We start from the raw sequence: 23,673 nt of genomic DNA on the forward strand, positions 1-23,673 counted from the left end.
ATGGTGAAGTGAGAAGAGAGGAGTTTATCATGGGTAGTACAAGACACTTTTATATGTTTATCTTAGCGTTTGTTCTTGTTGTCGCATTAACGATTTACTTAATCGTTGACAGCAGCTGGTACAATACAGTTCATCCGGCATTCCTTCTGTTTATGTATATAGGAATTGCAGTAGTAAGTTTCGGAATGAGAGACGAGATGTTAGATCGCTTTGAAAAGTGATACATATACGAAAGACCAACAGGAAAATGTTGGTCTTTTTTTCTTGCCAAAAATAGGATGTTGTGTATATACTGTATATATAAGGTATACACAGTATATACACACACTGGAGGAAAACATGAATATTATTATTTCGAATTCTTCCCAAGACCCTATTTATGTGCAAATAAGAAAACAATTAAGCCAGCTTATTTTAAATGGCGGTTTAAAGGGTGGAGATCAATTACCGTCTATTCGTAGCTTAGCGAAGGAATTACAAATTAGTGTCATTACAACGAAGCGTGCATACGAGGAGCTTGAAAAAGAAGGATATATAGAAACTGTTGCTGGGAAGGGGACTTATGTTTCACGTAAAAATAATGAACTATTAAAAGAACAAAGGCTTCGCCTATTGGAAAGTAAAGCGGAAGAGATTGTGAATGAAAGTAAAGCGTTGCAGCTTTCACTTGAAGAATTACAGCAGATGATTGCGTTTTTATATAAGGGGGAATGAGAGAGATGTTAGAGTTAAAAAATGTTTGTAAAAGTTATGAAGGTTTCGCAGTGAAAAATATAAGTTTTACGTTACCACGCGGATATATTATGGGGTTTGTCGGACCGAATGGGGCCGGGAAAAGTACGACAATCAAAATGATTATGAATTTAATTAAAAAAGATAACGGAGATATAAAAATTTTTGGCAAGGACAATAAGAAAGCTGAAAAGGAAATAAAACAAAATATCGGCTTTGTATATGATGAAAATCATTATTACGAAGATTTAACGTGTGAACAAATGAAGCGTATTATTGCACCGTTATATAAAAAGTGGGACGAAGAGCAGTATCAATCGTATATGCATAGATTGCAAGTTCCAGAGTATAAAAAAATTAAAGAATTATCAAAAGGAATGAAAATGAAATTTGCGATTGCCATCGCACTTTCGCACCACGCAGAGTTTATTATTATGGACGAACCGACAGCAGGGTTAGATCCAGTTGTTCGAAGTGAATTACTTGATATGTTGCAAGAAATTGTAATGGAAGATGAAGTATCCGTATTATTCTCAACGCACATTACAACAGATTTAGAGCGCATTGCAGATTATGTTACGTTCATCAATGATGGAGAAATTATATTTACTGGTGAAAAAGAAGACTTAATGGAGAACTACGTAATCGTAAAAGGAAGTAATGATTTATTAGACCGAGAAGGAAAAGAACTATTTGTTGGATTACGAAAAAATAAATTTGGTTTTGAAGGTTTAGCGAAGGATAAACAAACAATTATCGATTGGTTTGGAAATGAGGTTGTACTAGAAAAGCCTACATTAGATGACATTATCGTTTACACTGCGAAAGGGAGAGGTGCCTATGCGTCAGCTCGTATATAAAGATTTGTTCTTTTTTCGGGTAACGTGGTTAGTGAATTTTGTTATGCCACTTTTGTTATTTATGTTAGATCCAAGTGGTGAAGGGTTATTTCCGATGAGTTGTCTATTTATAACACTTTCCTCGGTTATGACGTTAATCTTTATGGATGAAAGGAATAAAAGTGACATTGTTATAAATAGTTTACCGGTAAGTCGAAAGGATATCGTCATTGCTAGATATATTTCCTGTGCAATATTTATTGTAGGTGGCATACTTTCTACGATGTTAGTTGTTTTTCTTATAAGAGGTATTGTGGTCATTGGTAATATTGGTGCCTATCATCCTAATCTATACATTGAAATTCCATGGTATGAAGTAATAAATGGAGCTATTTACGCCTTGTTTTTTGTTGTAATACTTTTCCCTAGTTATTACGGTACAAAATCGAAGATAGTAAGAAGTATAGTATCAGCAGCATCAATGGGAGTAGGTGTAATTTTTTGGATGTTTATTAGTGATGGGCTGAATGAAACAGCACCTTCATTCAGTGAGTGGATTATGAATCCGCTGCATATTGGTGTATTTATAATTGGAGGAATTATATTAGCTAGTGTTTATATCGTTTCTATGCTTCTTACAATTAAAATTTATGAAACGCGTGATTTATAGAGAGGGGAATTCATATGCAACAGTTGATTTTGAAGGAGTTTTTTTTACAGAAGAAGATGTTTCCTTTCTATTTTTTAATCCCTATTTTATCTATTTTTAAGAATTCCGTCGAACCAATGGGGATTGCAATAGGATTATTTATAACATGTAGTACGATTATATATATTTCTTTTTATTATGACGAGAAAAGTAAAGCGGAAAAAGTATTAGTGAGTTTACCTATAACGAGAAAAGAGATAATTATAGCTAAATATATTTCAAGCACATTATTTATTATGGCTGGTTTAAGTGTAACTTTTATAGTCGTAATATTAGGAAATATTTTATTGGACAGGGATATAGTCATGCCTGGATATGCAGTGTTTTCAGCGATAGTAGCAACTTTGATTTATTGTGTAGTAACGATACCGACTAATTACATTGGGGGATATAAAGTTATTACAGTCTTGAATTTGATTATGCTGTTTCCTTTAATAGGTATGATTGGTCTTATGTGCAATATTTTTGGTGATAAAACAATTATGTTAAAAGTACTTCACTCTCAAGAGGCTACACAAGCAATGGGTGTTCTTGGTATTGGAGTATTAGTGAGTATATTCATATCAATGTTCCTCTCAATGAAAATGTTTCAGCAGGCAGAGTTATAGAAGGGACATTTTCATATTAGGAGGTGCAATACATGATCAAGCAACTAATTTTAAAAGATTTCATCATTCAATGGAAATTTTTAATTTGGTACATACTGTATCCTGTTTTCTTTTATATGGCCTTAACAGATACGGAAAATCTGTTCATAATTATGTCAGTAATTATTACAGTTGGGGCAACAGTAAAAACATTTGAAGCAGATAGTAAAAATGAGAGTGAAGTTATAGTAAATAGTTTACCAATATTGAAAAAACATATTGTATTTGCAAAATATATAGTAGCAATTATTATTCTTTTTATAAGTGTAATGGTCGGTTGTTTTACGATGGGAATGAAGAATGGGGTTAACCTATTTGAATTTATTGAAACGACAATGGTTGCTAGTATTAGCTTTATTTTAGTGTATTTAAGCTTTGTTTTACCGATATCGTTTTGGTTGGCCTATAAAAAAACTATTTTTATTGCGATTTTTATACTAATAGCACCTATGGCCGTTTCTTCTATTTTCTTTGGAATCAACCTAGAACAAATTCAACTATATAACAGCGTGTTATTCATTAGTTCAATATGCATGTTTATAATATCTATCTTCGTTTCAGTGAAATTGTATGAGAAGAGAGAATTTTAAAAGGTGCCCTATAAAAGGCACCTTCTTCAATAACGACAATAGGAAAGTAAAAGTTTATAAACAGAGAGGTTACTCGGTACAACATCTTTTGGAGTATGTAATATAAAGCTGAAAACGATAACGAGAATAAGAAATAGGAAAAATAAAAATAGAATTTGCTTATGTATAGAATTTTGCATATTATCCACTCCTTTTTTAGGTAGTATGTCCAAAAGAAAGGAGTATATGAAAAATGTTAGGAGGGGAGAATGATGAACAAAAGAAAATGGTTATATAGAATAGGAATATTTTTATTTTCAATCGGCCTCATATTAGCAAATGTTTACTCGGATATACCACTGTTATTTCCAAGTTTACATAAAGGGGTTGGTATAAGTATTGCCATAATTGGTCTGTTTTGTCTTATCACATGTAACTTCTACAGAAAGTCTGAATGAATATAAAAAAGGACAGTTATTCTTTTTCAGAAATACTGTCCTTTTTAAATAACTTATTCCATAGTTTGGCGATACTCCATATAATGACGATTGCAATGGAGGCGATAATGGACCAAACAATCGATATAATTTCAAGTGTCATGTTAGGAAGGAATGTGAGAATGGATAATACTTTATGAAACAATGATTCTATTATATGAAAACTTATTTGTAATAGAATGAGGATACCAAGTGTGATCCATGCTAATATTTTCTTTCCTTTTTCTTTCCACATGACATTCACCTCACGTTAGCTTAATAGTTTTAAGCCAACAGCGCCGCATAGAATACAGCTTAAGAAAGCAAGACGACGCCAATCCGCTGATTCTCGGAAAATGAGAATGCCTAGAAGTGCACTTCCAGCAGTTCCGATTCCAGTCCAAATTGCGTAAGCAGTTCCCATCGGTAATGTGTTCATCGCAAGAGATAAGAAGAAGAAGCTTACGCCGAAGTTAGCGATTAAAATAACTTTTGGTGCCCAGCCTTTCTTTTCAGTGGCTACTTTCATAAAGAGTACACCAATAATTTCACAAATACCAGCTAGAATTAAAAATACCCAAGCCATTTTATGCGGCCTCCTTCGCTTCTTTTTCTTCTGTTACTCGTTTTAAACCAATTACTCCGAAGAAGATTAAACCGATTAATAAAACTTTTACGATAGAGAAAGGTTCTCCGAAGATGAAAATCTCTGTAAGAACGATTCCGCCAGCTCCGATTCCTGTAAAGACTGCGTATACAGTGCCGACAGGTAAATCTTTATAAGCTCTAAATAATAAGACGAAACTAATTGTAATTAATAGAGCAACACCAGCCCATTCAAGTGGTGCCTCTGCTTTTTTTAGTCCAATCACCCAAAATATTTCAATAATACCAGCGATGATTACATAAATCCATGCCATATGTCATTTCTCCTTCCTACCAGTCGTTAGGTAAAGGGCTTAAAAACGACGCATTGCAAAGGAGCAATCCGTCAGTTTGAAAGTCCGCGCCAAAATACTTTCCAAGAAGCGTCTAAACGTGTCTCAAAACGATTTAAACCTGCGTATAATAGTTCAACCATAAGACCGTCGAGTAAGCATAGAAAAGCCTCTAAGGCGTCTTTTACTTCAATGTTATGCAGCTCATCTTGTTCGCTTGCTCTTTTAAATACAGGGAATAAAAGTTTTCCGACGTTTTCAATGTGTACATTTGCTTTATTAATAATTTGTTCGCGAAATGCATCAGGCGGAAAATAAGAAGTTCGTAACCAAAACATTGATTCTTCACTTTCACCAAATCGTTTTGCATACCCTTTTAATAATTTTAAAAGCAATGCTTCAGTGGACGAATTGGAAAAGCTTTCGATATCGCCTGTGAAGCTCTGCAAATCTTTTTGAAGAGCAGATTCTAAGCATATGAAATATAGCTCTTCTTTTCCTTTAAAGTGTGCGTAAATCGATGGTTTTTTAATCCCAACTTCTTGAGCAATATTTGCCAATGAAGTTCCTTCATAGCCGTAGCGTGCGAAATGAGAAAGTGCTACAGCTTTAATGCGGTTTGCTGTCATTTTCATCCCCTACCTACCGTTCGTTAGGTTCATTATATGAGATGGGAAATATAAAGTCAATAGGTGAAGAGCTGAGAAAGAGCGTTATAAGTAACGCTCTTTTTAGACAGTCTCTCGCTCAATTAAATGGAATGAAAGTTCTTTTGCACTGCCGACAATTTGCTCGCTTTGGATCTGCTTATGGAATAAAGAAAAAGCATGTGAGCCCATTGCGAGACCGGGATGTTCAATTGTGGAAATTTCTAATGCCTTTGAAATTTCATGATTATCAAATCCAAGGATAGCAAGGTCTTCAGGTACTCGAATACCATGTTTTCGAGCCTCTGTTAATAAACCAGCTGCAACTTGATCGTTCGCTGTGAAAATAGCAGTTGGACGATTTTTCATATTTAAAATACGATGGAGTATTTGTGCTCCGTCCTGCATTGTATAGCATTGGTGGAAAATCCATTCAGGATGCAACGTTTTGCCTTCGTTACGAAGTGTATCGGCGAACGCTTTTTCGCGCTCCATGGAATTTACACTTGTTTTTCTTGCTAAACAAATTCCGATTTTTTCATGGCCTCTACTTAGTAAATAGGCAGTACCAAGACGGAAACCTTCATAATGATCTACGTAGATGGATGAAATGAGGGGATGCTTCATTTTTTCACATGAAATAATAGGGGCAAATTTTGCAAAAGGTTCGATTTGTTCCCAAGAGCTCGTTCGGGAGCAAATAATCATCCCATCAAATTGTTTCATTTTCATCATTTCAAGAACACGAATTTCTTCAATGCTATCGTAATTCGTTTGACATAAATTAATATGATACCCAGCTAATAACGCTTCGTTTCCGATTCCTTCAATAATCGTACTGAAGTAGGGGAGGTTAATGAAAGGAAGCATAACGCCAATTGTATATGTTTTCCCTCTTATTAAATGGACAGCATTTATATTTTTTGCGTAGTTTAATTCTTCAACAGCATCTAGAACACGCTTACGCTTTTCTTCTTTTACGTAAGGGTGATTATTCAGGACACGAGAAACAGTTGATATCGATACACCAGCAGTTTTAGCAATTTGTTTTATATTGGCCATATGTATCACCTCTTTCACTTATTATAAAGGGAAAATAATAAGAAAGAAAAAATCTTGACCTGAAAAGCTTTTCACAAACTATGGTATTAATAAGACTTCTTTTTATTCGCGTAACCTTTTCACTTGGGCGTAAGAATGATAGGGGTCTTTTTGGTTTGCAAAAAGTGTTGTCAAAATGTGTGAGAATAACGTAGAAAGTTTTCAAAGGTGGAGTTTGATGACAAAGCGAATATGAAGAGCATATCAACGCTTCGTTCGTTAAGAGAGCGGTATGAAAGGGCGGAAACAAATTGAAAAAAAGAATCATTTGTTTCGTGTTTTCTAGTTTTGTACTTAGTTCGTGTTCGTTTCAGCAAACGATGCAAGAAGAAAAACACTTTGTGGGAACAACAGGAGGAGCTATGGATCGTGTTACGGATCCTATCCCGCTAAAGGAACTTCCAAAATATTTTCCGGTGAAGTTTAAAGTTCCAACGTTTTTACCGTACGACATTACAAGTGATGTGAAGGGTGAAGTAAGAACGCTTGGGAAAAAGAACGCTGTCTTAACGATTAAATATAAACAGAAGGAGCCAGGTAGAAATGAGTATATTGAGTTAAATGTCGCGAACTTTCCTTATAGTTTTCCGGATCTTATGGAAGAGAAGCGATTTCAAGAACAAATGAAACTGAATAATGGAACGTCTGCTTATTTTAAAAATAAAGATGATTATGAACGTGGTGACGAATTTGCTACGCTTATATGGAAAGAGAAAGGAATTGAATATCAGCTGCTGTATCGGAATGTAGAAGAGAACGATGAAAAGGTAATCAAGCAGAATTTATTATACATTGCGAATAAGATGAAATGAAAAAACTAGCTGATTTATTCAGCTAGTTTTTTGTATGTTATTATTTCTTTTTAATTTTGCCTGTCCAAGATTTAAATCCACCTTGTAATTGGTAGAAATCTTTGTAGCCTTGTTTTTTTAAGTATTGCGCTGCACGACCTGTACGGAATCCGCTTTGGCAATATAAGTAAACAGGTTGATCTTGACGAAGTTCTTTATGGCGAAGGCGAATTTGTGATAACGGAATGTTACGTGCACCTAAAATATGCCCTGCGTTATATTCGTCTGCTTCACGAATATCGATAAGCTGTGCTTTACGGTAGCCAGCGCGAAATTCTTCTTCTGTAAGAGTTTTAATTAATTTTTTCTGATAGAAGTACATCCATACAGTGTAGCCGATAAATGCTACGATTACGGCTAATAAAATAATCCAAGTTGTTGACACGATTCTATCGCTCCCTTTTTTCTTATCCTACTTTCAATATTATAATGCCCTTATGTATTTATGCAACAGATTCATTTGCATATAAGAAGAAATTTCGTATTCTTTCACAAATTTTGTCGAATTTGGTAGACTAGAGAATGTGAAAAATAATTGGTTATATGAGGTGCAGGATGGGAAAAGAAAAATGGTGTTATATTAACTCTGGTCAATGTTCACCGGCATTTAATATGGCGTTAGATGAATGTTTATTAAATTGGCAAAGTGAAAAGAAAATGCCACCAACAATTCGTTTTTATGAATGGGAAGTACCAACATTAACAGTTGGGTATTTTCAACGTGTTGAAAAAGATATTAATATGGATGTAGTTAACGAAAAGAAATATGGATTCGTTCGTCGTCAAACAGGCGGCAGGGGTGTACTACATGACAAAGAGTTAACGTATAGTGTTATTGTGTCTGAAGATCATCCGAATATGCCGAAAACAGTTACAGAAGCGTATCGTGTTATTTCGCAAGGTTTATTAGATGGTTTTAAGGCATTAGGGTTAGAAGCATATTATGCAGTTCCAAAAACAGAAGCAGATCGTGAAAATTTAAAAAATCCACGTTCAGGCGTATGTTTTGATGCACCATCTTGGTATGAAATTGTAGTGGAAGGACGAAAAATTGCTGGTAGTGCTCAAACACGTCAAAAAGGTGTTATTTTACAGCATGGATCGATTCCATTAGAAATTGATTTAGATGAACTATATGATCTATTTTTATTCCCAAATGAACGTGTGAAGGAACGTATGAAGAGTATGTTCTCTTCTAAAGCAGTAGCAATTAATGAATTAACAGACCGTACATTTACGATAGAACAGTTAATTAAAGCGTTTGAAGTTGGCTTTGAAAAAGGATTGGATGTAGAACTTGTTCCATATGAATTAACAGAAGAACAGTTACATGAAGTTCAAACGTTAGCGAAAGAAAAGTATGAAAGTAATGAGTGGAATTATAAAAAATAAGAGGTGGCGATAGCCACCTCTTATTTTTTTATAGTAAATTAAGTACTTTTTCTACTTTGATTCCTTTATCTTGTAAAGAACGAAGGCGACTTACAACGTCCATAATTTCTTTGTCAAATGTAACGCTAATACCTTGGCTTTGTAGTTCTTCTTTTAAGCTTTCAATAGAATCATCTATGTCGATGCCAAGCTCGTAATCTTGACAAACTTCAATTGTCTTTTTCACGAGTTTAACATAATTTTCTTGTAGTTTTGAATTTGTTTCAGTCAAAGCAGGCTGCTTCGGTTTTGCAGGAGAAACCGGTGCTGTCTCTTGCTTTGTAACTGGAGTAGGGACTGCTTTTTTCACAGGCGCTGGAGTAACTAGTTCTACAGCTGCTTCTACGCTTACTGGCTTCGGTGTCGGTACCGGAGTAGGCTTAGGTGCCATAGCAGGTGTTTCCACACGCGTAACAGGCTTAGGAGCAGGCGTAATTGCTTTTGGAGCTTCTACAACTACTTCTTTTTTCGGTGCTGCTTCTACCTGTGTTTCTTCTTGCTCGGCAGCTTCTTTATTTTCTTTACTCCACATAACGCGTTCAATTTCTAGAGAAACATTGTTTTTGTTCATCGCTGTTAATGTAACTTTACCAACTTCAGCGTTTCCAGTGAAATCAACAATTTTATAAATAACACTCTTGTTCCAATCCACGTTTCCGCTCAAAAATAATTCTTCGTTACATTTCGGCGTTAAGCCCTCGATTTTAATTTCTGCGTTTACACCGTTTTCACTATATACCATAATTAGCGAAGCATTTACATCTTCGTCTGCTAACATTAGTTCACGTACCATTTTGCCGGTGCGTACTTGCGTTTTCTTCTTAACTGACATCTAATTTCTCCTCTCAAAAATTCAGTAATAATAAAAAAATCGTATAACGAAAAATAATTGCTCACGAAGATTTATGATACCGATAATAAAAGCATCACGTCAACAATTAACTTTAATTATTTTGCATTTTTCTTATTTTCTTTATGAAATTTTTCAATTTGTAAAATTAGACAGAAGAAAAAACAGCCTTTTGAAGGGCTGTTAAAAATTTGATTTTTTATATAAGAATTTATATAAAGCATAAAATAGGATAGCGATTAAGGCATTTTGCCAAAAGGTTAGATGATAAATGAGATAAGGTTGTTTTTTAAAATAAATATTTAAGAATATAGCGGAACAAAACGGGATAGCAAATGCGAATCCAAATAGAATTCTTCTTTTCCAATTCATTTTCTGATCAAAGGAGTACCGCTTTAATAAATATAAAATAAATAGTATACCTAGTATAATTATTGAAACAGACGAAGTAGTTCCAAGGATACTAAAAGGTGGACTTATTATTTCGGTGTTCTTTTCAAAAAAGAAAACGAAAAGAGAAGCAATGGTGTCCATTCCAAACTGTATAGCGAGAAGTAAGCTAATAACAAAGCCGATTAAAGAAGTTTTTTCTAACATTGTTTGAACCGGCAAAGCCGATATGAGTTCATCACAATAAGATTGTAAGTCATCACCAAAAATGTCATAAGCATTTTTGTTTTCTGTTTGTGCTTCGATGAGATGGTCTAATATTTCTAGTAATAGTTCTTCTACTTGTTGCTCTGGCACGTTAGATAAACGAAGATAAACTAACATATCGCTATAAGCAACTTCATTTTCAGGTGTTAGAAGCTCACGTTTTTTATTATTCAATTCAATCATGTCTTGTGCATTCATCCCTATCACTCCCCCTGTAATAAGTTATTTACCGTAGTTGAAACCATTACCCAGCTTTGTTTAAATTCTTCAAGCTGCTCTAATCCTTTATCGGTTACGTGATAATATTTTCGTTTTGGACCGAGTGAGGAGGCTTTTAATGTTCCTTCAATCAATTTTTCTTTTTGCATACGTAACAATAACGGATAGATGCTTCCTTCGCTTACGAATGTAAATCCGTGTTTATTTAATTTTGTGCTCAGTTCATATCCGTACACTTCTTCTTGTGAAATGATGTATAGGATGCAACCTTCTAGTACACCTTTTAACATTTGGCTGTGCATGAATTCACCACCTTTTACTCAGGTAACTTGCGTTGCAAGGTAGCTGTTATCCAAATTATAACATTCAGTAACTTGCAACGCAAGTTACTGAAGTGGAAAACTTTAATGCGTGTTAATTTTTCAACGTTTCCCATACTAACGAGAGGGAGGGAAGCACATGAAACCATTTATGCCAAAACTCGTTTACTTTGAACCAAAGGCACTTGAATATCCGCTTGGAAAAGAGCTTTATGAGAAGTTTACGAAGATGGGATTAGAAATTCGTGAAACGACATCACATAATCAAATTAGAAATTTGCCAGGAGAAAATGATTTGCAAAAGTATCGTAATGCAAAGGCTACACTTGTCGTTGGAGTAAGGAAGACGCTAAAGTTTGATACGTCAAAACCGTCAGCTGAATATGCAATTCCGCTCGCAACAGGGTGTATGGGACATTGTCATTATTGCTATTTGCAAACAACACTTGGGAGTAAGCCTTACGTTCGTGTGTATGTCAATCTTGATGAAATATTTGAGAAGGCAAAGCAATATATGGATGAAAGGGCACCTGAAATAACAAGATTTGAAGCAGCGTGTACATCAGACATTGTTGGGATTGATCATTTAACACATGCATTAAAGCGGGCGATTGAATTCATTGGAGAAAGTGAATATGGGCGCTTACGTTTCGTCACGAAATATTCGCACGTTGATCATTTATTAGATGCAAAGCATAATGGGAAAACTCGTTTCAGGTTTAGTATAAATTCACGATATGTAATTAAAAATTTTGAACCAGGGACATCGCCATTTGAGGAGCGAATTGAGGCGGCACGTAAAGTAGCAGGTGCAGGTTATCCACTTGGTTTTATAGTTGCGCCACTTTATATGCATGAAGGATGGGAAGAAGGATACCGTGAACTATTTGAGCGACTGTACAATGCGCTGAAGGATATGACGATACCAAATTTAACGTTTGAATTAATTCAGCATCGTTTTACAAAACCAGCGAAAAAGGTTATTCAAGAGCGTTATCCAAATACGAAGCTTGAAATGGATGAAGAGAAGCGGAAGTATAAATGGGGACGATATGGCATCGGAAAATATGTATATAAAAAGGATGATGCAGCAGTATTGGAAGAAACGATAAGAGGTTATATAAATGAGTTTTTTCCTAATGCAGAAATACAATATTTTACTTAAGGGGGGTCTGTATGCAAATACAGATTCTTTTTTGTTTTATATATTTAGGCTCGTTTTCAACTTGTCACGTTATTCTTTCTGGTGTATCATTTTATTGATTGCTTCGTACGGAATAAGCAAAATGAACTTGGATGGAGGAAACCGATGCCTACCCCTAGTATGGAAGATTATATTGAACAAATTTATTTGTTGATTGATGAAAAGGGTTACGCCCGCGTATCTGATATTGCTGAAGCGCTTAGTGTACATCCATCCTCTGTAACAAAAATGGTGCAAAAATTAGACAAAGATGAATATCTAATTTATGAAAAATATAGAGGGCTTGTATTAACAACAAAAGGTAAAAAAATCGGAGAACGTCTCGTATATCGTCATGACTTGCTAGAGCAATTTATGCGTATTATCGGTGTGGATGAAAGTAAAATTTACAATGATGTAGAAGGAATTGAACATCATTTAAGTTGGGAAGCGATTGATCGCATTGGTGATTTAGTGCAATACTTTGAACAAGATGTAGTCCGAGTGGAAACGCTTCGCGGTGTTCAAAGAGCAAATGAAGAGAAAAGTAATTAAGGGGAACGTATGGCGTTTCCTTTTTTATTTCAATTCGAAAAGGATGGGAGAATTATGAAAGCAATTATTTTTGATTTTGATGGATTAATTGTGGACACAGAAACGATATGGTTTCACTCTTTCAGAGATGCTGTTCGTGAATACGGCGGGGAACTACCTTTAGAGGAATTTGCGAAATGCATTGGAACAACAGATGAGGTACTTTATACATATTTAAATGATCAATTAAAAGAGAAGTTTAACAAAAGTGTATTAAAAGAAAAAGTGGCAACTTTACATAAAGAGAAAATGAGAATACCAGAAGCTCGTGACGGGGTAAAAGAATATTTAGAAGAAGCGAAAGAAATGGGATTAAAAATCGCACTAGCTTCTAGTTCTTCTAGAGAATGGGTTATTCATTTTTTAGAAGAGCTACAAATTCGAGAATATTTTGAAGTAATTAAAACGAGAGAAGATGTTGAGAAGGTAAAACCAGATCCAGCTCTTTATCGAGTTGCAATAGAAGAATTAGGAATTAAGCCATCTGAAGCTGTTGTATTTGAAGACTCATTAAATGGATTGAGAGCAGCAGTTGCAGCGGGATTAACGTGCGTTGTGGTACCTAATGATGTGACACGGAATTTACCGTTTGAAAATCATCATCTTCGAATTGAAAGTATGAGAGAGAAAAGTTTAAAAGAAGTGCTTCAAAGTATAAAAAAAGACCGTATTTCCTAAAAGGAAGCACGGTCTTTCTTTTTGCTTTTTTTGCCTTCAATGACAGTTAAATGAGACTGTTTTCTTTTTCGTTTCAAAGTGGAAGAATTCCCTTTTTTACTTTTGTCATTAGAAGTATTTGACTTAAAGAAAGAATTGCCTAGGGGTGCTACATTTTGTTTCCCATGTTTGCGGTTCGATTGTTTTGCCGCACGCTTATATGAGCTTTGCGAATTTGCGGAACCACTGGAATTTGTAAACATCTTGTATAGCAAGTAAAAGATACCGACAACAAGTAACATGTACCCGATATTTCTTAATACACCCATGGGATTTGTAATAACAGATGAAACAAGGCCGAATATTGCCAATCCGATAATAAGCACAAATATAGCGAAAGTAAACGAACGACCGTTCATAAGGGACACCTCCTAAAAACATATATTGAAATTAGTATATTAACGATGAGGAAAGGAGTTGAACACCATTTTTAAATAATTATTGTTTGTTCTCTAAACGTAATAATTCTTCAAACGATGCAATTGCTACTTCCACTTGATCATCTGTTGGTTCTTTCGTTGTTAATAGTTGTAGCCATAATCCAGGATATCCAAGTACGCGTAATACGGGAATATCTCGTAATCGATTTGTAAATTGTAATACTTCAAAAGAAATACCAAGTACAACTGGAATTAATAAAATTCTGTTTATAACTCGTGCCCAAAGAGGATCTGTAGGGACTAGGAAATAAACGAACATTCCAATAATGACTGTAAATATAATAAAGCTACTGCCGCATCTATAATGGAGACGAGTTTGCTTTTGAACGTTTTCTACAGTCAGAGGAAGGTTATTCTCGTAAGCATTGATTACCTTATGCTCTGCACCGTGATACTGAAATACCCGCTTAATAAGTGGGGTTAAAGAAATAAAGTATATATAGCTCAATAATAGCATGAGCTTAATGACACTTTCGACAATGATTTGCCCAGTATGAGATGGGAAAATCGGTCTCGTTAATTCAGCTAATAGTGCAGGAACTGCTGTGAAAATGACTTTACCGAATATAAAAGATAAAACGCCAACAGCTGCAACTCCTAATACCATCGTTAATTTTGATTGTTCTTCTTTTTTATTTGCAATTTGTTCATCATCTTCTGGGTGGACGTCAAATCGTTCTGAAGCGAAGTTTAAATGCTTTGCTCCATTCGCACTTGCATCCACAATAGCGGCAATCCCTCGTAAAAATGGAATTTTTTTTAGGGTAGATAGTACTTTATTACGAACGCGTGGTAATCGATAAAATTCAATCGATTTATCTTTACGACGAACCGCTGTAACAGTATATTCTCTACCGCCAAACATAACTCCTTCTATGACCGCTTGCCCGCCATATATTTGTTTTGACTCTTCTGCCATGTTAACACCAACCTGTATTTGTTTCTCTCTTATGTAGAAAAAGAGGCAATTGTCATACTGGGTTCTGTCGTTTTGAAATAAGACAATCACCGAGTTTCCTTTATTTTATCGGCAAATACAAGTAGATGACAAGGGAAAATGTTATGAGAGTCGGACATTTCTTATTCTTTTTATAGACAAATTTCGCAGGATTTAAACATGCTTCAAAATAGTTTCGGGCATACTATTGAGCGGAGGTGTCGATGTGAGTCAAGAACAATTAGGAACAAGGAATTTTGTGCAGATTGGTTTGTTTGGTGGAATCTTTTGGGGCGGGATCTGGTATTTCCTTCATATATTTTCATTCACGGAGGCGGGACCGAATTATTTCCTTTTACCATTTGCGTTTGGAAGTTGGAAAGAGGGTGTATGGGGCAATGTGTTCGGAATAGTGTGTATGGGACTTCTTTCAATTTTGATCGCCTTTTTGTATAAAGCATTTTTTGCGAAGTTTGAAGGGATTATAGCGGGAATTATTTATGGGCTATTTTGGTGGGCACTACTGTTTTTGGGGATGGGTTTAATGGCTCCTGTTATTAAAAGTGCGCTCCATTTACCAAAAGAGACAATTGTGACGACAATATGTATTTTTATATTGTATGGTGTGTTTATAGCATATTCTGTTTCTTACGCAGTAAATAGCAATAAAGCAGAACAAGAAGGGCAAGAGAAGACGAACTATTCAAATAAGTAACTCCTATGTTAAAATATTGTATAGATATTTAATATTAAGGAGTTTTAAGAATATGAAAAAGTTACTCCTCGTAAACGGTCCTAACCTAAATCGCCTCGGTGTTCGTGAGGTAAATGTATATGGAAAGGGCACGCTAGCGACACTTGAAGCAGATATGAAGCAAGAAGCAGAAACAATGGGAGTGGAGTTAGAATGTTTCCAATCGAATCATGAAGGTGCCATTATCGACATTATTCATGAAGCGGAAGATATATATGAAGGGATCATTTTAAATCCGGGAGCATTTACGCATTATAGCTATGCGATTCGTGATGCCATTGCGAGCATTTCGATTCCTGTTATTGAAGTACATATTTCTAACATTCATCAGCGTGAATCGTTCCGTCATGAATCTGTGACGGCAGCTGTTTGTGCAGGTCAAATTGTAGGATTTGGTTTTTATGGCTATAAGTTAGCGTTATTTGCATTAATGGAGAAATTGAGGGAGGCATAAAGTAATGGAGAAAATTGAAAGATTACGAAGTGCATTTGATGAGGCTGGCATTGACGGTATTTTGTTAACAAATGAACATAGTCGTAGATATATGGCTAACTTCACAGGAACAGCAGGCGTTGTTCTTATTTCAAAAGATCGTGCTCAATTTATTACAGATTTCCGTTACGTCGAGCAGGCAAGTAAACAAGCGGTTGGATATGAGGTTGTACAGCACGCAGGATTGATCATTGATGAAGTGGCAAAGCAAGTGAAAGAGCTTGGAATTCAAAAACTTGGTTTTGAGCAAGATACTCTTACATATAGTTCTTATTCAGTGCATAAGGAAGCGATTGATGCTGAATTTATCCCGACTTCTGGACTTGTAGAAAAGTTACGCTTGATAAAGACTGATTCAGAGATTAAGATATTAAAGGAAGCTGCACAGATTGCAGATGCTGCCTTTGAGCATATTCTATCATTCATTCGCCCGGGAGTATCTGAAATTGAAGTGTCAAATGAACTTGAATTTTTCATGAGAAAACAAGGAGCAACATCTTCTTCGTTTGATATTATCGTTGCTTCAGGTCTTCGTTCGGCATTACCGCACGGCGTGGCATCTGAAAAAGTGATAGAAACAGGAGATTTCGTTACATTAGACTTCGGCGCTTATTACAAAGGATATTGTTCTGATATTACTCGTACGATTGCAGTCGGTGAACCATCTGATAAATTAAAAGAAATTTATAATATCGTTTTAGAAGCACAATTACGTGGTGTGAACGGTATTAAAGCTGGTTTAACAGGTCGCGAGGCTGATGCGCTAACGCGTGACTACATAACGGAAAAAGGATATGGTGAATACTTTGGACACTCTACTGGTCATGGAATAGGTCTTGAAATCCATGAAGCACCAGGTTTAGCGTTCCGTTCTGATACAGTACTTGAACCAGGTATGGCTGTAACAGTAGAGCCAGGTATTTATATTCCAGGTATTGGCGGCGTACGTATTGAAGATGATATCATTGTGACAAGTGAAGGTAATGAAGTAATTACGAAATCACCAAAAGAACTTATTATTTTGTAATACACAGGAGGATTTTTTTACATGATTTCAGTAAACGATTTTCGTACAGGTTTAACAATTTCAGTGGACAATGCCCTTTGGCAAGTACTTGATTTCCAACACGTAAAGCCAGGTAAAGGTGCTGCATTCGTTCGTTCTAAACTACGTAATCTTCGCACAGGTTCTGTTCAAGAGAAAACATTCCGTGCAGGTGAGAAAGTAGAAAAAGCACACATCGAAAACCGTCGTATGCAATACTTATACGCAAGCGGTGAGGCTCATGTATTTATGGATAACGGAACTTATGAGCAAATCGAACTTGGTGAAAAACAAATCGAGCGCGAGCTTAAATTCCTAAAAGAAAACATGGAAGTAGCAATTATGACTTACCAAGGCGAAGTACTTGGTGTTGAACTTCCAAACACAGTTGAATTACAAGTTACAGAAACAGAGCCTGGTATTAAAGGTGATACTGCTTCTAACGTAACAAAACCAGCTACATTAGAAACTGGTCTTGTTGTACAAGTACCAATCTTCATTAACGAAGGCGAAATGCTTATCATCAACACTGGTGAAGGTAAATACGTTTCTCGTGCATAGTAAAAAAGCACTCGTGATAATTCACGAGTGCTTTTTTTATAGGAAATAGGGTAGATAGTAAATAGCTGTTATTATAAAACTGACTAAAACAAGTGAAAGAGTACCCATAATAGATGGAGTCAAAACAATTTGAAATGGTTTTATTTCGCCAGTCTCAACGCCAGTTAATGTTTTACTTATTGCGTGATCTGTAATGTTATTTCTATGGTTACTCATAATAATTAACCACATAATTGCAAATATTGCTAAACTACCAAGGAAAAAGGTCTCTATAAATGACCAACCGACTAATAATGAAAAAAGATAAATAAGAGCTAATTCTACTACAACGGTTAAACTAATTTTCAATGCCTTCATATTTTTCCTCCTCATTTTGTAATTTCAACCAGTTTAAAAAATTTTTACGTGACACGACATGCAGAGAGCAAGGTGACTTTACTTCTTTCTCTAGTGCAGCGTGTTCGTCTGGAAACTTGTTTTCCACATGCAATGAAATATAAGGTAGTTTTTCTTGTGCTTTTAGTGAGCGGATATTATTCGTTTTAGCACCAGCAAATACGTAGGAAAGTTGTAAGTCTAAAAAGGCGATTTTAAAGATTTCTTTTTTAGCAGCCTCGTTATAGCCTTTTCCCCAGTACGGATAGCCGAGCCAACTACCAATGTGAGATTGCTTTTTTTCATTATTAATATGTTTAAGTGTGGTGAGGCCAATTATTTCATTTTCTTCATTCACAATCATTCTCGATAAGGATTTCTTTTGACGCTCTTCTTCTATTGCGAAAAGAAGAAATGTTTTCGTGTCTTCGATGTTTTCTACCGTTATTCCCAATGCATTTTTTATATGTGGATCACTTGATAGCTCGAAAATCACATTTGTATGGCATAAATCTAGTGGTAATAAAGTGACGTGTTGCATGGTTTAAACCTCTTTTAAACTAAATATACCATAATATACCATGAAGTAATATGAATATTCAGATTGTAATTCAGACTTTAGAGAAAAATTATGTTTTTACTTCTGAAATAGACAACCTCTGCATATGGTTGTACAAATATATTCTTTTTTAGAATACGAAGTTAGTAACTGTTACGGGAGAAGGTGGAAGAATGAAACAGTGGCTAGCGGCAATGGAAACATCCGTGCTTGTTATGGGGGCACTTCGATTATTTTCAGGTAGTGCGGAGATATTTGCTGCTTTGCTTATGCTTTATGTGAATGATGCGAAGAAAGCGTTGTTTATAAATGGTATGTTGGCGTTTGTTGGACCTACCGTATTAATTTTAACAATGACAATTGGGATAGCGAGTGTAGCAAGTGAAATTTCTTTCTTGAAGCTCTTTTTTCTAGCGCTTGGAATTTGCTGTATTTTTATCGCATTACTGAAATAGTAAGTCGAGTATAGTGGGGAGAAGCCGATGAAAGAGGTATTAGAAGTTTTACCAAAAACGATGAAGTACTTAATTGAAGAATGTAAGCAATACGATGCTTTAGAGGAAATTCGTGTTCGAATTGGAAGGCCGCTAGAGTGTATTGCACACGGAAAGGTGTTTTTTTATGACTATATCACTACTGCAGAGGATGCTATTTACTTATTGAATAAATTAAGTCAATTCTCAATTTATACGATGGAAGAGGAATTAAAACGTGGGTATGTGACGCTTCGCGGGGGGCATAGAATTGGGTTAGCAGGAAAAGTCATTACAGAAAAAAGCGCAGTGAAAATGATTCGTGATGTCTCTTCCTTTAATATTCGTATTGCTCGTCAAAAAATAGGGATTGCTGAACCGCTTTTGCCATATTTGTATGAAAAAAGGTGGTTAAACACGATGGTAATTGGCCCTCCCCAAACGGGAAAAACGACGCTTTTAAGAGATGTAGCACGTTGCATGAGTCAAGGGGTAAGTGCTTCGGAAATTCCTTCCTGTAAAGTGGGGATCGTTGATGAACGATCAGAAATTGCTGGCTGTGTAAAAGGGATCCCGCAATATGATTTTGGTACCCGAGTCGATGTGTTAGACGCATGTCCAAAGGCAGAAGGAATGATGATGATGATTCGTTCTATGAGTCCTGATATTTTGATCGTAGATGAAATTGGCCGTAAAGAAGATAGTGAAGCAATTATGGAGGCAGTGCATGCAGGTGTTCAGCTTTTTATAAGCGCACATGGATTTTCCTATGAGGATGTTGTGAGACGTCCATCGCTCAAGGCAGTGCTAGAGCTTGGTATATTTGATAGGTTTGTGGAGTTGTCAAAAGCGAGGGGTCCAGGAACGGTTATGCAGGTGAAAGATAAATATGGAAAACCAGTGTTATCAAATAGAAAGGCTGAGGGCGTATGGTGAAAATATTTGGTGCAGTGTTAATCGTTGCGGTCAGCACCTTTTTCGGGTTTTCGTACGCTAAAAGATACAGTGAGAGGCCGAGGCAACTTAGGTTATTAAAATCAGCACTTCAATCATTAGAGGCAGAAATTATGTATGGACACACACCTTTATCTGAGGCTGCCGAGCGATTAGTTAAACAAATGCCAAAGCCATTAAATTGGATATTTCAAAGTTTCGCTAAAAAACTAGAAAGTGGAGAACAAACGGTAAGGGAAGCTTGGATAGATAGTTTGAAAGAGAATTGGAAGTTGACGGCTTTTCAACAAACCGAGTATGAAATACTGCAGCAATTTGGTGAAACCCTCGGGCAACATGATCGTGAATCACAACAAAAACATATTCGCTTATGTATTACACATTTGGAGAGAGAAGAAGAGGAAGCGAAAGCTTTACAACTGCAATACGAAAAAATGATTAAGAGCTTAGGGGTACTAGCAGGGCTACTTATTGTAATTTTACTGCTATAGGGGGGAGAAAGGCGATGTCCATTGATGTTGGATTAATATTTCAAATCGCCGGAATCGGCATTGTTTTAGCTTTCATTCATACTGTACTAAAAGAATTGAAGCGTGAGGATATTGCAAATTGGGTTATCCTTGTCGGTTTTGTCGTCATTTTATTTCATGTTGCATTTTTAATTAATACGCTATTCGACAAGATTAAAAGTGTCTTTCTCTTCCAGTAAAGGAGGCGGTTCGAATCGAAATTATACAAATTGTCGGATTAGGCCTCGTTGCTACGTTTTTAGCTGCTGTTTTGAACCAGCATAAATCTAGTATTACATCTTTATTTATTGTGTTCGTAGGTAGCGTGATGTTTCTTATTTTAATCGATCAAATTCATTCTATTTTACAAATGATTGAGAGAGTTGCGAGTGAAGCGAAAGTTAGTAACGTCTACGTGGAAACGTTACTAAAGATTATTGGAATTGCTTATATTGCCGAGTTTGGAGCTCAAATTACAAAAGATGCTGGTCAAGGTGCCATCGCTTCGAAAATTGAACTTGCTGGGAAAATCTTAATTCTCGTTATGGCAATTCCTATTTTGACGGTTGTAATTGAAACTATTCTCGGATTTTTACCGACGGGATAAGGGGGAGTGAATGTTGAGGAGGTTTGGAGCTAAGCTGCTATTTGCTTGCTTCCTTTTCTTTTCTTTACCAGTTGTTGTACAAGCTTCTCCTGTAGAAACAAACGTCGTTGATCAACAATTGGATAAGCTCGGAATTGAAGATGTGAAGCAATTTTGGGACGGGCTTGTTACAAAATATGGAGGCTATTTGCCAGAGAGTCAAAAAGGGAGTTTTATGGAGTTTGTAAAGGGAGAAAAAGAATTCTCTCTAAAAGAGTGGATGATAGGGTTATTAAAATATTTATTTCATGAGCTTGCAGCTAATGGAAAACTGCTTGGCACACTCATTATGCTCACAATCTTTAGTGCATTGTTGCAATCACTGCAATCCGCTTTTTCAAAAAGTAGTGTAAGTAAAATTGCTGATGCTGTTGTATATATGGTACTTATTATTTTTGCTTTAAATAGTTTTTATGTCGTTATGACATATGCAAGAGAAACGATACAAACAATGGTAGATTTCATATTAGCGCTATTGCCAATTTTATTGGCGCTTATAGCGACTGGTGGCGGGGTTGTATCTGTATCTTTCTTTCATCCGATTATCATTTTCTTAATGAATACAAGCGGGCTTCTTATGAATTATATCGTTCTACCGCTTTTATTACTGGCAACGATATTAAGTATTGTAAGTACAATGAGTGATCAATATAAAGTGACGAAATTGTCCAAGCTTCTGCAAAACGTTAGCGTTGGGATTATCGGTATCTTTTTAACGATTTTTTTAGGGGTATTATCTGTACAAGGAACAGCAACAGCCGTTGCTGATGGAATAGCTGTGAAAACTGCTAAATTTGTAACAGGGAACTTCATTCCAGTAGTTGGAAGGATGTTTACAGAAGCGGCAGATACTGTTATTAGCGCATCAGGATTATTGAAAAATACAGTCGGAATTATTGGGCTCGTCATTTTATGTTTAATTGTTGCTTTTCCAGCGATTCAAATTTTCTGTATCGCATTTATTTATAAATTCGCAGCAGCAGTATTGCAACCGGTTGGCGGCGGAGCAATTATTCAATGCTTAGACATTATTGGACGAAGCATCATTTACGTATTTGCTTGCTTAGCTATCGTATCATTTATGTTCTTTTTAAGTATTACAATTATTATTGCTGCGGGGAATATTACACTTATGATGCGGTAGGAGGTGAAGAGTATGCAATTTGTTACAGAGTGGATCAGAAATATTATCGTTTTTTTGCTCTTAGCGACAATGCTTCATCTTATTCTTCCAAATTCGAATTTGCAAAAATACGTTAAATTCGTTGTAAGTCTTTTGTTAGTCGTATTAATTTTAACACCTCTTTTTAAACTATTGCAGACAGATGTAAATGAAGTAATTGCAAATTTTAATGAAGAAAAGTACGTAGCAGAAGGATCTGTAAAAAATTCAATAGATTCGAAGAAAAAAGAAATACAAGCTCTAACACGTGCATATAGTTTAGAAGAGATGGCTACCAAAATGAAAAAAGAAGTAGGAAAAGAGTTTGAGAAACAGTATGGTATGTCAGTCTCTGAAATACAAATAGTCGCAGCGGAAAGCACAGCAGAAGTAAAGTCAGCGAAAGATATTCAATCTGTTGTTGTGACGTTAAAAGAAAAAGAACGTAGTAAAAATGATGCAATCGAAACAGTAAGACCAGTTGAAATTAACACGAAAGAACCACCGAAAAAAGTAGAGGAAACGAATGTAGAAATGAAAGACTTCTTTTCAAGCAGGTGGCAACTAGAGAATAAACAAATCCAAGTTCAAATGGAAGGGAGGACAGGTAGAGTAAATGGACAATAAAGATAAAAATTCGAAGTTCTCATTTTTTCGAAACTTATTGAATGGGGATCAAAAAGAAAGCAACGAGAAGGGTAAAAAGGTAACACCTAAGTTTTTACTTGTCCTACTCATACTTGGAATTTTGCTTATGTTTTCTAGTAGTCTCTTTTCAAGTAAAAAAGAAGAAGTACCTGTATTTAAAGAACAAAAAACTCAAAACCAAGAAAAAGACGTACCAACTTTCGGACAAAAAAGTAATGATAGTATGTCAAATGTAGAAAAATATGAAAAAGCGTATGAGCAAGAATTAAAAACTGCTTTAGAAGAAATAGCAGGAGTAAAAGACGTAACGATTAAAGTGAATTTGGATTCATCTGAAGAAAAAATTTTAGAAAAAAATACAGTGAAACGCTCACAAACAACAGGTGAAACAGATAAAACAGGCGGTAAGAGAGAAGTAGAGGACGAGTCTCTTGATGAAAAGACTGTCATTATACGTGAAGGGGATAAAGAAACTCCTGTTGTTTTACGAACAGAGAAGCCGAAAGTACGTGGTGTTCTTGTCGTAGCAAAGGGAGTGGATAATATACAAGTTAAAGCAATGGTAAAAGAAGCTGTGATAAGGCTGCTAGATGTACCGGCCCATCGCGTTTCAGTTTCACCGAAAAATTGATAGGGA

37 protein-coding genes are annotated in these 23,673 nt (G+C 35.7%); 24 read left to right on the forward strand and 13 right to left on the reverse strand.

Annotation, left to right across the window (positions count from 1 at the left end; all coding sequences use genetic code 11):
- The first annotated feature begins 29 nt into the window (after window positions 1-29).
- The 7 genes from ACTFP3_RS13140 to ACTFP3_RS13170 all read left to right on the forward strand — a co-directional run bounded on the left by ACTFP3_RS13140 (window position 30) and on the right by ACTFP3_RS13170 (window position 3,954).
- Window positions 30-221, forward strand: a complete 192-nt coding sequence (locus ACTFP3_RS13140; protein ID WP_000535933.1) for a hypothetical protein — start codon at window positions 30-32, stop codon at window positions 219-221.
- 118 nt (window positions 222-339) lie between these two features.
- Window positions 340-714 carry a GntR family transcriptional regulator gene (locus ACTFP3_RS13145; RefSeq protein WP_001021353.1) on the forward strand — a complete coding sequence of 125 codons (375 nt, stop codon included), beginning with the start codon at window positions 340-342 and terminating at the stop codon, window positions 712-714.
- 5 nt (window positions 715-719) lie between these two features.
- Complete coding sequence (locus ACTFP3_RS13150; protein ID WP_440010691.1) at window positions 720-1,592, forward strand: ABC transporter ATP-binding protein; 873 nt, start codon at window positions 720-722, stop codon at window positions 1,590-1,592.
- Entirely contained in the window at window positions 1,573-2,241 is a 669-nt protein-coding gene (locus ACTFP3_RS13155) for an ABC-2 transporter permease (RefSeq protein ID WP_016123328.1), read from the forward strand. The genes ACTFP3_RS13150 and ACTFP3_RS13155 overlap by 20 nt, the downstream gene beginning before the upstream one ends.
- Before the next feature lie 14 nt (window positions 2,242-2,255).
- A complete protein-coding gene (locus ACTFP3_RS13160; RefSeq protein WP_001186557.1) occupies window positions 2,256-2,888 on the forward strand; it encodes an ABC-2 transporter permease in 633 nt (210 codons plus the stop codon).
- Between the two features lie 32 nt (window positions 2,889-2,920).
- Entirely contained in the window at window positions 2,921-3,517 is a 597-nt protein-coding gene (locus ACTFP3_RS13165) for an ABC-2 transporter permease (RefSeq protein WP_006921547.1), read from the forward strand.
- Between the two features lie 248 nt (window positions 3,518-3,765).
- Window positions 3,766-3,954: a hypothetical protein gene (locus ACTFP3_RS13170; protein ID WP_016123326.1), complete on the forward strand. Its 189-nt coding sequence runs from the start codon at window positions 3,766-3,768 to the stop codon at window positions 3,952-3,954.
- Window positions 3,955-3,970: 16 nt separating this feature from the next.
- Here the strand turns inward: ACTFP3_RS13170 and ACTFP3_RS13175 are convergent, their stop codons facing one another.
- The 5 genes from ACTFP3_RS13175 to ACTFP3_RS13195 form a co-directional block, all read right to left on the reverse strand.
- Window positions 3,971-4,228, reverse strand: a complete 258-nt coding sequence (locus tag ACTFP3_RS13175; protein ID WP_000265368.1) for a DUF3975 family protein — start codon at window positions 4,226-4,228, stop codon at window positions 3,971-3,973.
- A gap of 15 nt (window positions 4,229-4,243) precedes the next feature.
- Entirely contained in the window at window positions 4,244-4,558 is a 315-nt protein-coding gene (locus ACTFP3_RS13180; RefSeq protein WP_000312623.1) for a DMT family transporter, read from the reverse strand.
- A 1-nt stretch (window position 4,559) separates the two neighbouring features.
- On the reverse strand, window positions 4,560-4,892 hold the full coding sequence (locus ACTFP3_RS13185; RefSeq protein ID WP_000312339.1) for a DMT family transporter: 333 nt from the start codon (window positions 4,890-4,892) through the stop codon (window positions 4,560-4,562).
- A 71-nt stretch (window positions 4,893-4,963) separates the two neighbouring features.
- Window positions 4,964-5,545: a TetR/AcrR family transcriptional regulator gene (locus tag ACTFP3_RS13190; protein ID WP_440010695.1), complete on the reverse strand. Its 582-nt coding sequence runs from the start codon at window positions 5,543-5,545 to the stop codon at window positions 4,964-4,966.
- A gap of 96 nt (window positions 5,546-5,641) precedes the next feature.
- Window positions 5,642-6,619, reverse strand: a complete 978-nt coding sequence (locus tag ACTFP3_RS13195; protein ID WP_001273985.1) for a LacI family DNA-binding transcriptional regulator — start codon at window positions 6,617-6,619, stop codon at window positions 5,642-5,644.
- A gap of 314 nt (window positions 6,620-6,933) precedes the next feature.
- Here ACTFP3_RS13195 and ACTFP3_RS13200 point away from each other — a divergent pair, with 314 nt between their 5' ends.
- Entirely contained in the window at window positions 6,934-7,470 is a 537-nt protein-coding gene (locus ACTFP3_RS13200; RefSeq protein ID WP_033695179.1) for a hypothetical protein, read from the forward strand.
- 40 nt (window positions 7,471-7,510) lie between these two features.
- On the opposite strand, the gene ACTFP3_RS13205 is transcribed toward ACTFP3_RS13200, so the two are convergent.
- Window positions 7,511-7,894 carry a rhodanese-like domain-containing protein gene (locus tag ACTFP3_RS13205; protein WP_000108653.1) on the reverse strand — a complete coding sequence of 128 codons (384 nt, stop codon included), beginning with the start codon at window positions 7,892-7,894 and terminating at the stop codon, window positions 7,511-7,513.
- 170 nt (window positions 7,895-8,064) lie between these two features.
- Here ACTFP3_RS13205 and ACTFP3_RS13210 point away from each other — a divergent pair, with 170 nt between their 5' ends.
- Window positions 8,065-8,901 carry a lipoate--protein ligase family protein gene (locus ACTFP3_RS13210; protein ID WP_000514081.1) on the forward strand — a complete coding sequence of 279 codons (837 nt, stop codon included), beginning with the start codon at window positions 8,065-8,067 and terminating at the stop codon, window positions 8,899-8,901.
- Between the two features lie 28 nt (window positions 8,902-8,929).
- Here ACTFP3_RS13210 and ACTFP3_RS13215 read toward each other — a convergent pair whose 3' ends face one another.
- The 3 genes from ACTFP3_RS13215 to ACTFP3_RS13225 form a co-directional block, all read right to left on the reverse strand.
- Window positions 8,930-9,772, reverse strand: a complete 843-nt coding sequence (locus ACTFP3_RS13215; RefSeq protein ID WP_265996424.1) for a hypothetical protein — start codon at window positions 9,770-9,772, stop codon at window positions 8,930-8,932.
- A gap of 201 nt (window positions 9,773-9,973) precedes the next feature.
- On the reverse strand, window positions 9,974-10,645 hold the full coding sequence (locus ACTFP3_RS13220; RefSeq protein WP_065222875.1) for a DUF1129 family protein: 672 nt from the start codon (window positions 10,643-10,645) through the stop codon (window positions 9,974-9,976).
- A gap of 5 nt (window positions 10,646-10,650) precedes the next feature.
- Entirely contained in the window at window positions 10,651-10,968 is a 318-nt protein-coding gene (locus ACTFP3_RS13225; protein WP_416809468.1) for a PadR family transcriptional regulator, read from the reverse strand.
- A gap of 157 nt (window positions 10,969-11,125) precedes the next feature.
- Here ACTFP3_RS13225 and splB point away from each other — a divergent pair, with 157 nt between their 5' ends.
- From splB to ACTFP3_RS13240, 3 genes are all read left to right on the forward strand, one after another.
- Entirely contained in the window at window positions 11,126-12,151 is a 1,026-nt protein-coding gene (splB, locus tag ACTFP3_RS13230; protein WP_000802107.1) for a spore photoproduct lyase, read from the forward strand.
- Between the two features lie 144 nt (window positions 12,152-12,295).
- Window positions 12,296-12,724, forward strand: coding sequence for a transcriptional regulator MntR (mntR, locus tag ACTFP3_RS13235; protein ID WP_061113481.1), 429 nt, complete (start codon window positions 12,296-12,298; stop codon window positions 12,722-12,724).
- A 54-nt stretch (window positions 12,725-12,778) separates the two neighbouring features.
- Window positions 12,779-13,441, forward strand: coding sequence for an HAD family hydrolase (locus ACTFP3_RS13240; protein ID WP_025687934.1), 663 nt, complete (start codon window positions 12,779-12,781; stop codon window positions 13,439-13,441).
- Here the strand turns inward: ACTFP3_RS13240 and ACTFP3_RS13245 are convergent.
- Window positions 13,438-13,839 (reverse strand): SA1362 family protein, encoded by a 402-nt coding sequence (locus ACTFP3_RS13245; RefSeq protein ID WP_001014463.1) that lies wholly within the window; start codon window positions 13,837-13,839, stop codon window positions 13,438-13,440. The genes ACTFP3_RS13240 and ACTFP3_RS13245 overlap by 4 nt on opposite strands.
- Before the next feature lie 79 nt (window positions 13,840-13,918).
- Window positions 13,919-14,839: a DUF1385 domain-containing protein gene (locus ACTFP3_RS13250; RefSeq protein WP_000807121.1), complete on the reverse strand. Its 921-nt coding sequence runs from the start codon at window positions 14,837-14,839 to the stop codon at window positions 13,919-13,921.
- 244 nt (window positions 14,840-15,083) lie between these two features.
- Between ACTFP3_RS13250 and ACTFP3_RS13255 the strand changes: the two genes are divergently transcribed.
- Genes ACTFP3_RS13255 through efp form a run of 4 tightly spaced genes read left to right on the forward strand, consistent with a single transcriptional unit; the run spans window position 15,084 to window position 17,710 of the window.
- A complete protein-coding gene (locus tag ACTFP3_RS13255; RefSeq protein WP_000076881.1) occupies window positions 15,084-15,572 on the forward strand; it encodes a YqhR family membrane protein in 489 nt (162 codons plus the stop codon).
- Window positions 15,573-15,624: 52 nt separating this feature from the next.
- Entirely contained in the window at window positions 15,625-16,065 is a 441-nt protein-coding gene (aroQ, locus tag ACTFP3_RS13260) for a type II 3-dehydroquinate dehydratase (protein WP_000735140.1), read from the forward strand.
- Window positions 16,066-16,069: 4 nt separating this feature from the next.
- Entirely contained in the window at window positions 16,070-17,131 is a 1,062-nt protein-coding gene (pepQ, locus tag ACTFP3_RS13265; protein WP_000411040.1) for a Xaa-Pro dipeptidase, read from the forward strand.
- A gap of 21 nt (window positions 17,132-17,152) precedes the next feature.
- Entirely contained in the window at window positions 17,153-17,710 is a 558-nt protein-coding gene (efp, locus tag ACTFP3_RS13270; protein ID WP_000626516.1) for an elongation factor P, read from the forward strand.
- Between the two features lie 36 nt (window positions 17,711-17,746).
- Here the strand turns inward: efp and ACTFP3_RS13275 are convergent, their stop codons facing one another.
- Together ACTFP3_RS13275 and ACTFP3_RS13280 are read right to left on the reverse strand one after the other, a co-directional pair.
- Window positions 17,747-18,067 carry a hypothetical protein gene (locus ACTFP3_RS13275; RefSeq protein ID WP_000645571.1) on the reverse strand — a complete coding sequence of 107 codons (321 nt, stop codon included), beginning with the start codon at window positions 18,065-18,067 and terminating at the stop codon, window positions 17,747-17,749.
- Window positions 18,048-18,626: a GNAT family N-acetyltransferase gene (locus tag ACTFP3_RS13280; protein ID WP_001164981.1), complete on the reverse strand. Its 579-nt coding sequence runs from the start codon at window positions 18,624-18,626 to the stop codon at window positions 18,048-18,050. Before ACTFP3_RS13280 ends, ACTFP3_RS13275 begins: the two co-directional genes overlap by 20 nt.
- 191 nt (window positions 18,627-18,817) lie before the next feature.
- On the opposite strand from ACTFP3_RS13280, the gene ACTFP3_RS13285 reads away from it, so the two are divergent.
- From ACTFP3_RS13285 to spoIIIAG, 8 genes are read left to right on the forward strand one after another with little or no spacing between them, the layout of a single operon-like run.
- Entirely contained in the window at window positions 18,818-19,099 is a 282-nt protein-coding gene (locus tag ACTFP3_RS13285; RefSeq protein WP_000816050.1) for a YqhV family protein, read from the forward strand.
- Window positions 19,100-19,126: 27 nt separating this feature from the next.
- The gene (gene spoIIIAA / locus ACTFP3_RS13290) at window positions 19,127-20,053 is read left to right on the forward strand and encodes a stage III sporulation protein AA (protein WP_000665905.1); all 927 of its coding nucleotides are present in this window, start codon (window positions 19,127-19,129) and stop codon (window positions 20,051-20,053) included.
- Window positions 20,047-20,562, forward strand: coding sequence for a stage III sporulation protein SpoIIIAB (gene spoIIIAB / locus ACTFP3_RS13295; protein WP_000238702.1), 516 nt, complete (start codon window positions 20,047-20,049; stop codon window positions 20,560-20,562). Before spoIIIAA ends, spoIIIAB begins: the two co-directional genes overlap by 7 nt.
- Window positions 20,563-20,576: 14 nt before the next feature.
- Window positions 20,577-20,780 carry a stage III sporulation protein AC gene (gene spoIIIAC / locus ACTFP3_RS13300; protein WP_000020914.1) on the forward strand — a complete coding sequence of 68 codons (204 nt, stop codon included), beginning with the start codon at window positions 20,577-20,579 and terminating at the stop codon, window positions 20,778-20,780.
- A 23-nt stretch (window positions 20,781-20,803) separates the two neighbouring features.
- Window positions 20,804-21,187: a stage III sporulation protein AD gene (gene spoIIIAD, locus ACTFP3_RS13305; RefSeq protein WP_077393170.1), complete on the forward strand. Its 384-nt coding sequence runs from the start codon at window positions 20,804-20,806 to the stop codon at window positions 21,185-21,187.
- 10 nt (window positions 21,188-21,197) lie between these two features.
- Window positions 21,198-22,370, forward strand: a complete 1,173-nt coding sequence (gene spoIIIAE / locus ACTFP3_RS13310) for a stage III sporulation protein AE (protein WP_000946110.1) — start codon at window positions 21,198-21,200, stop codon at window positions 22,368-22,370.
- 12 nt (window positions 22,371-22,382) lie between these two features.
- Window positions 22,383-23,015: a stage III sporulation protein AF gene (gene spoIIIAF, locus ACTFP3_RS13315; protein WP_086386150.1), complete on the forward strand. Its 633-nt coding sequence runs from the start codon at window positions 22,383-22,385 to the stop codon at window positions 23,013-23,015.
- Window positions 23,005-23,667, forward strand: a complete 663-nt coding sequence (spoIIIAG, locus tag ACTFP3_RS13320) for a stage III sporulation protein AG (RefSeq protein ID WP_000368890.1) — start codon at window positions 23,005-23,007, stop codon at window positions 23,665-23,667. Before spoIIIAF ends, spoIIIAG begins: the two co-directional genes overlap by 11 nt.
- Window positions 23,668-23,673: the final 6 nt, after the last annotated feature.

This window comes from Bacillus cereus group sp. MYBK5-2 (assembly GCF_051915685.1).
Taxonomy (GTDB): Bacteria; Bacillota; Bacilli; order Bacillales; family Bacillaceae_G; genus Bacillus_A; species Bacillus_A cereus.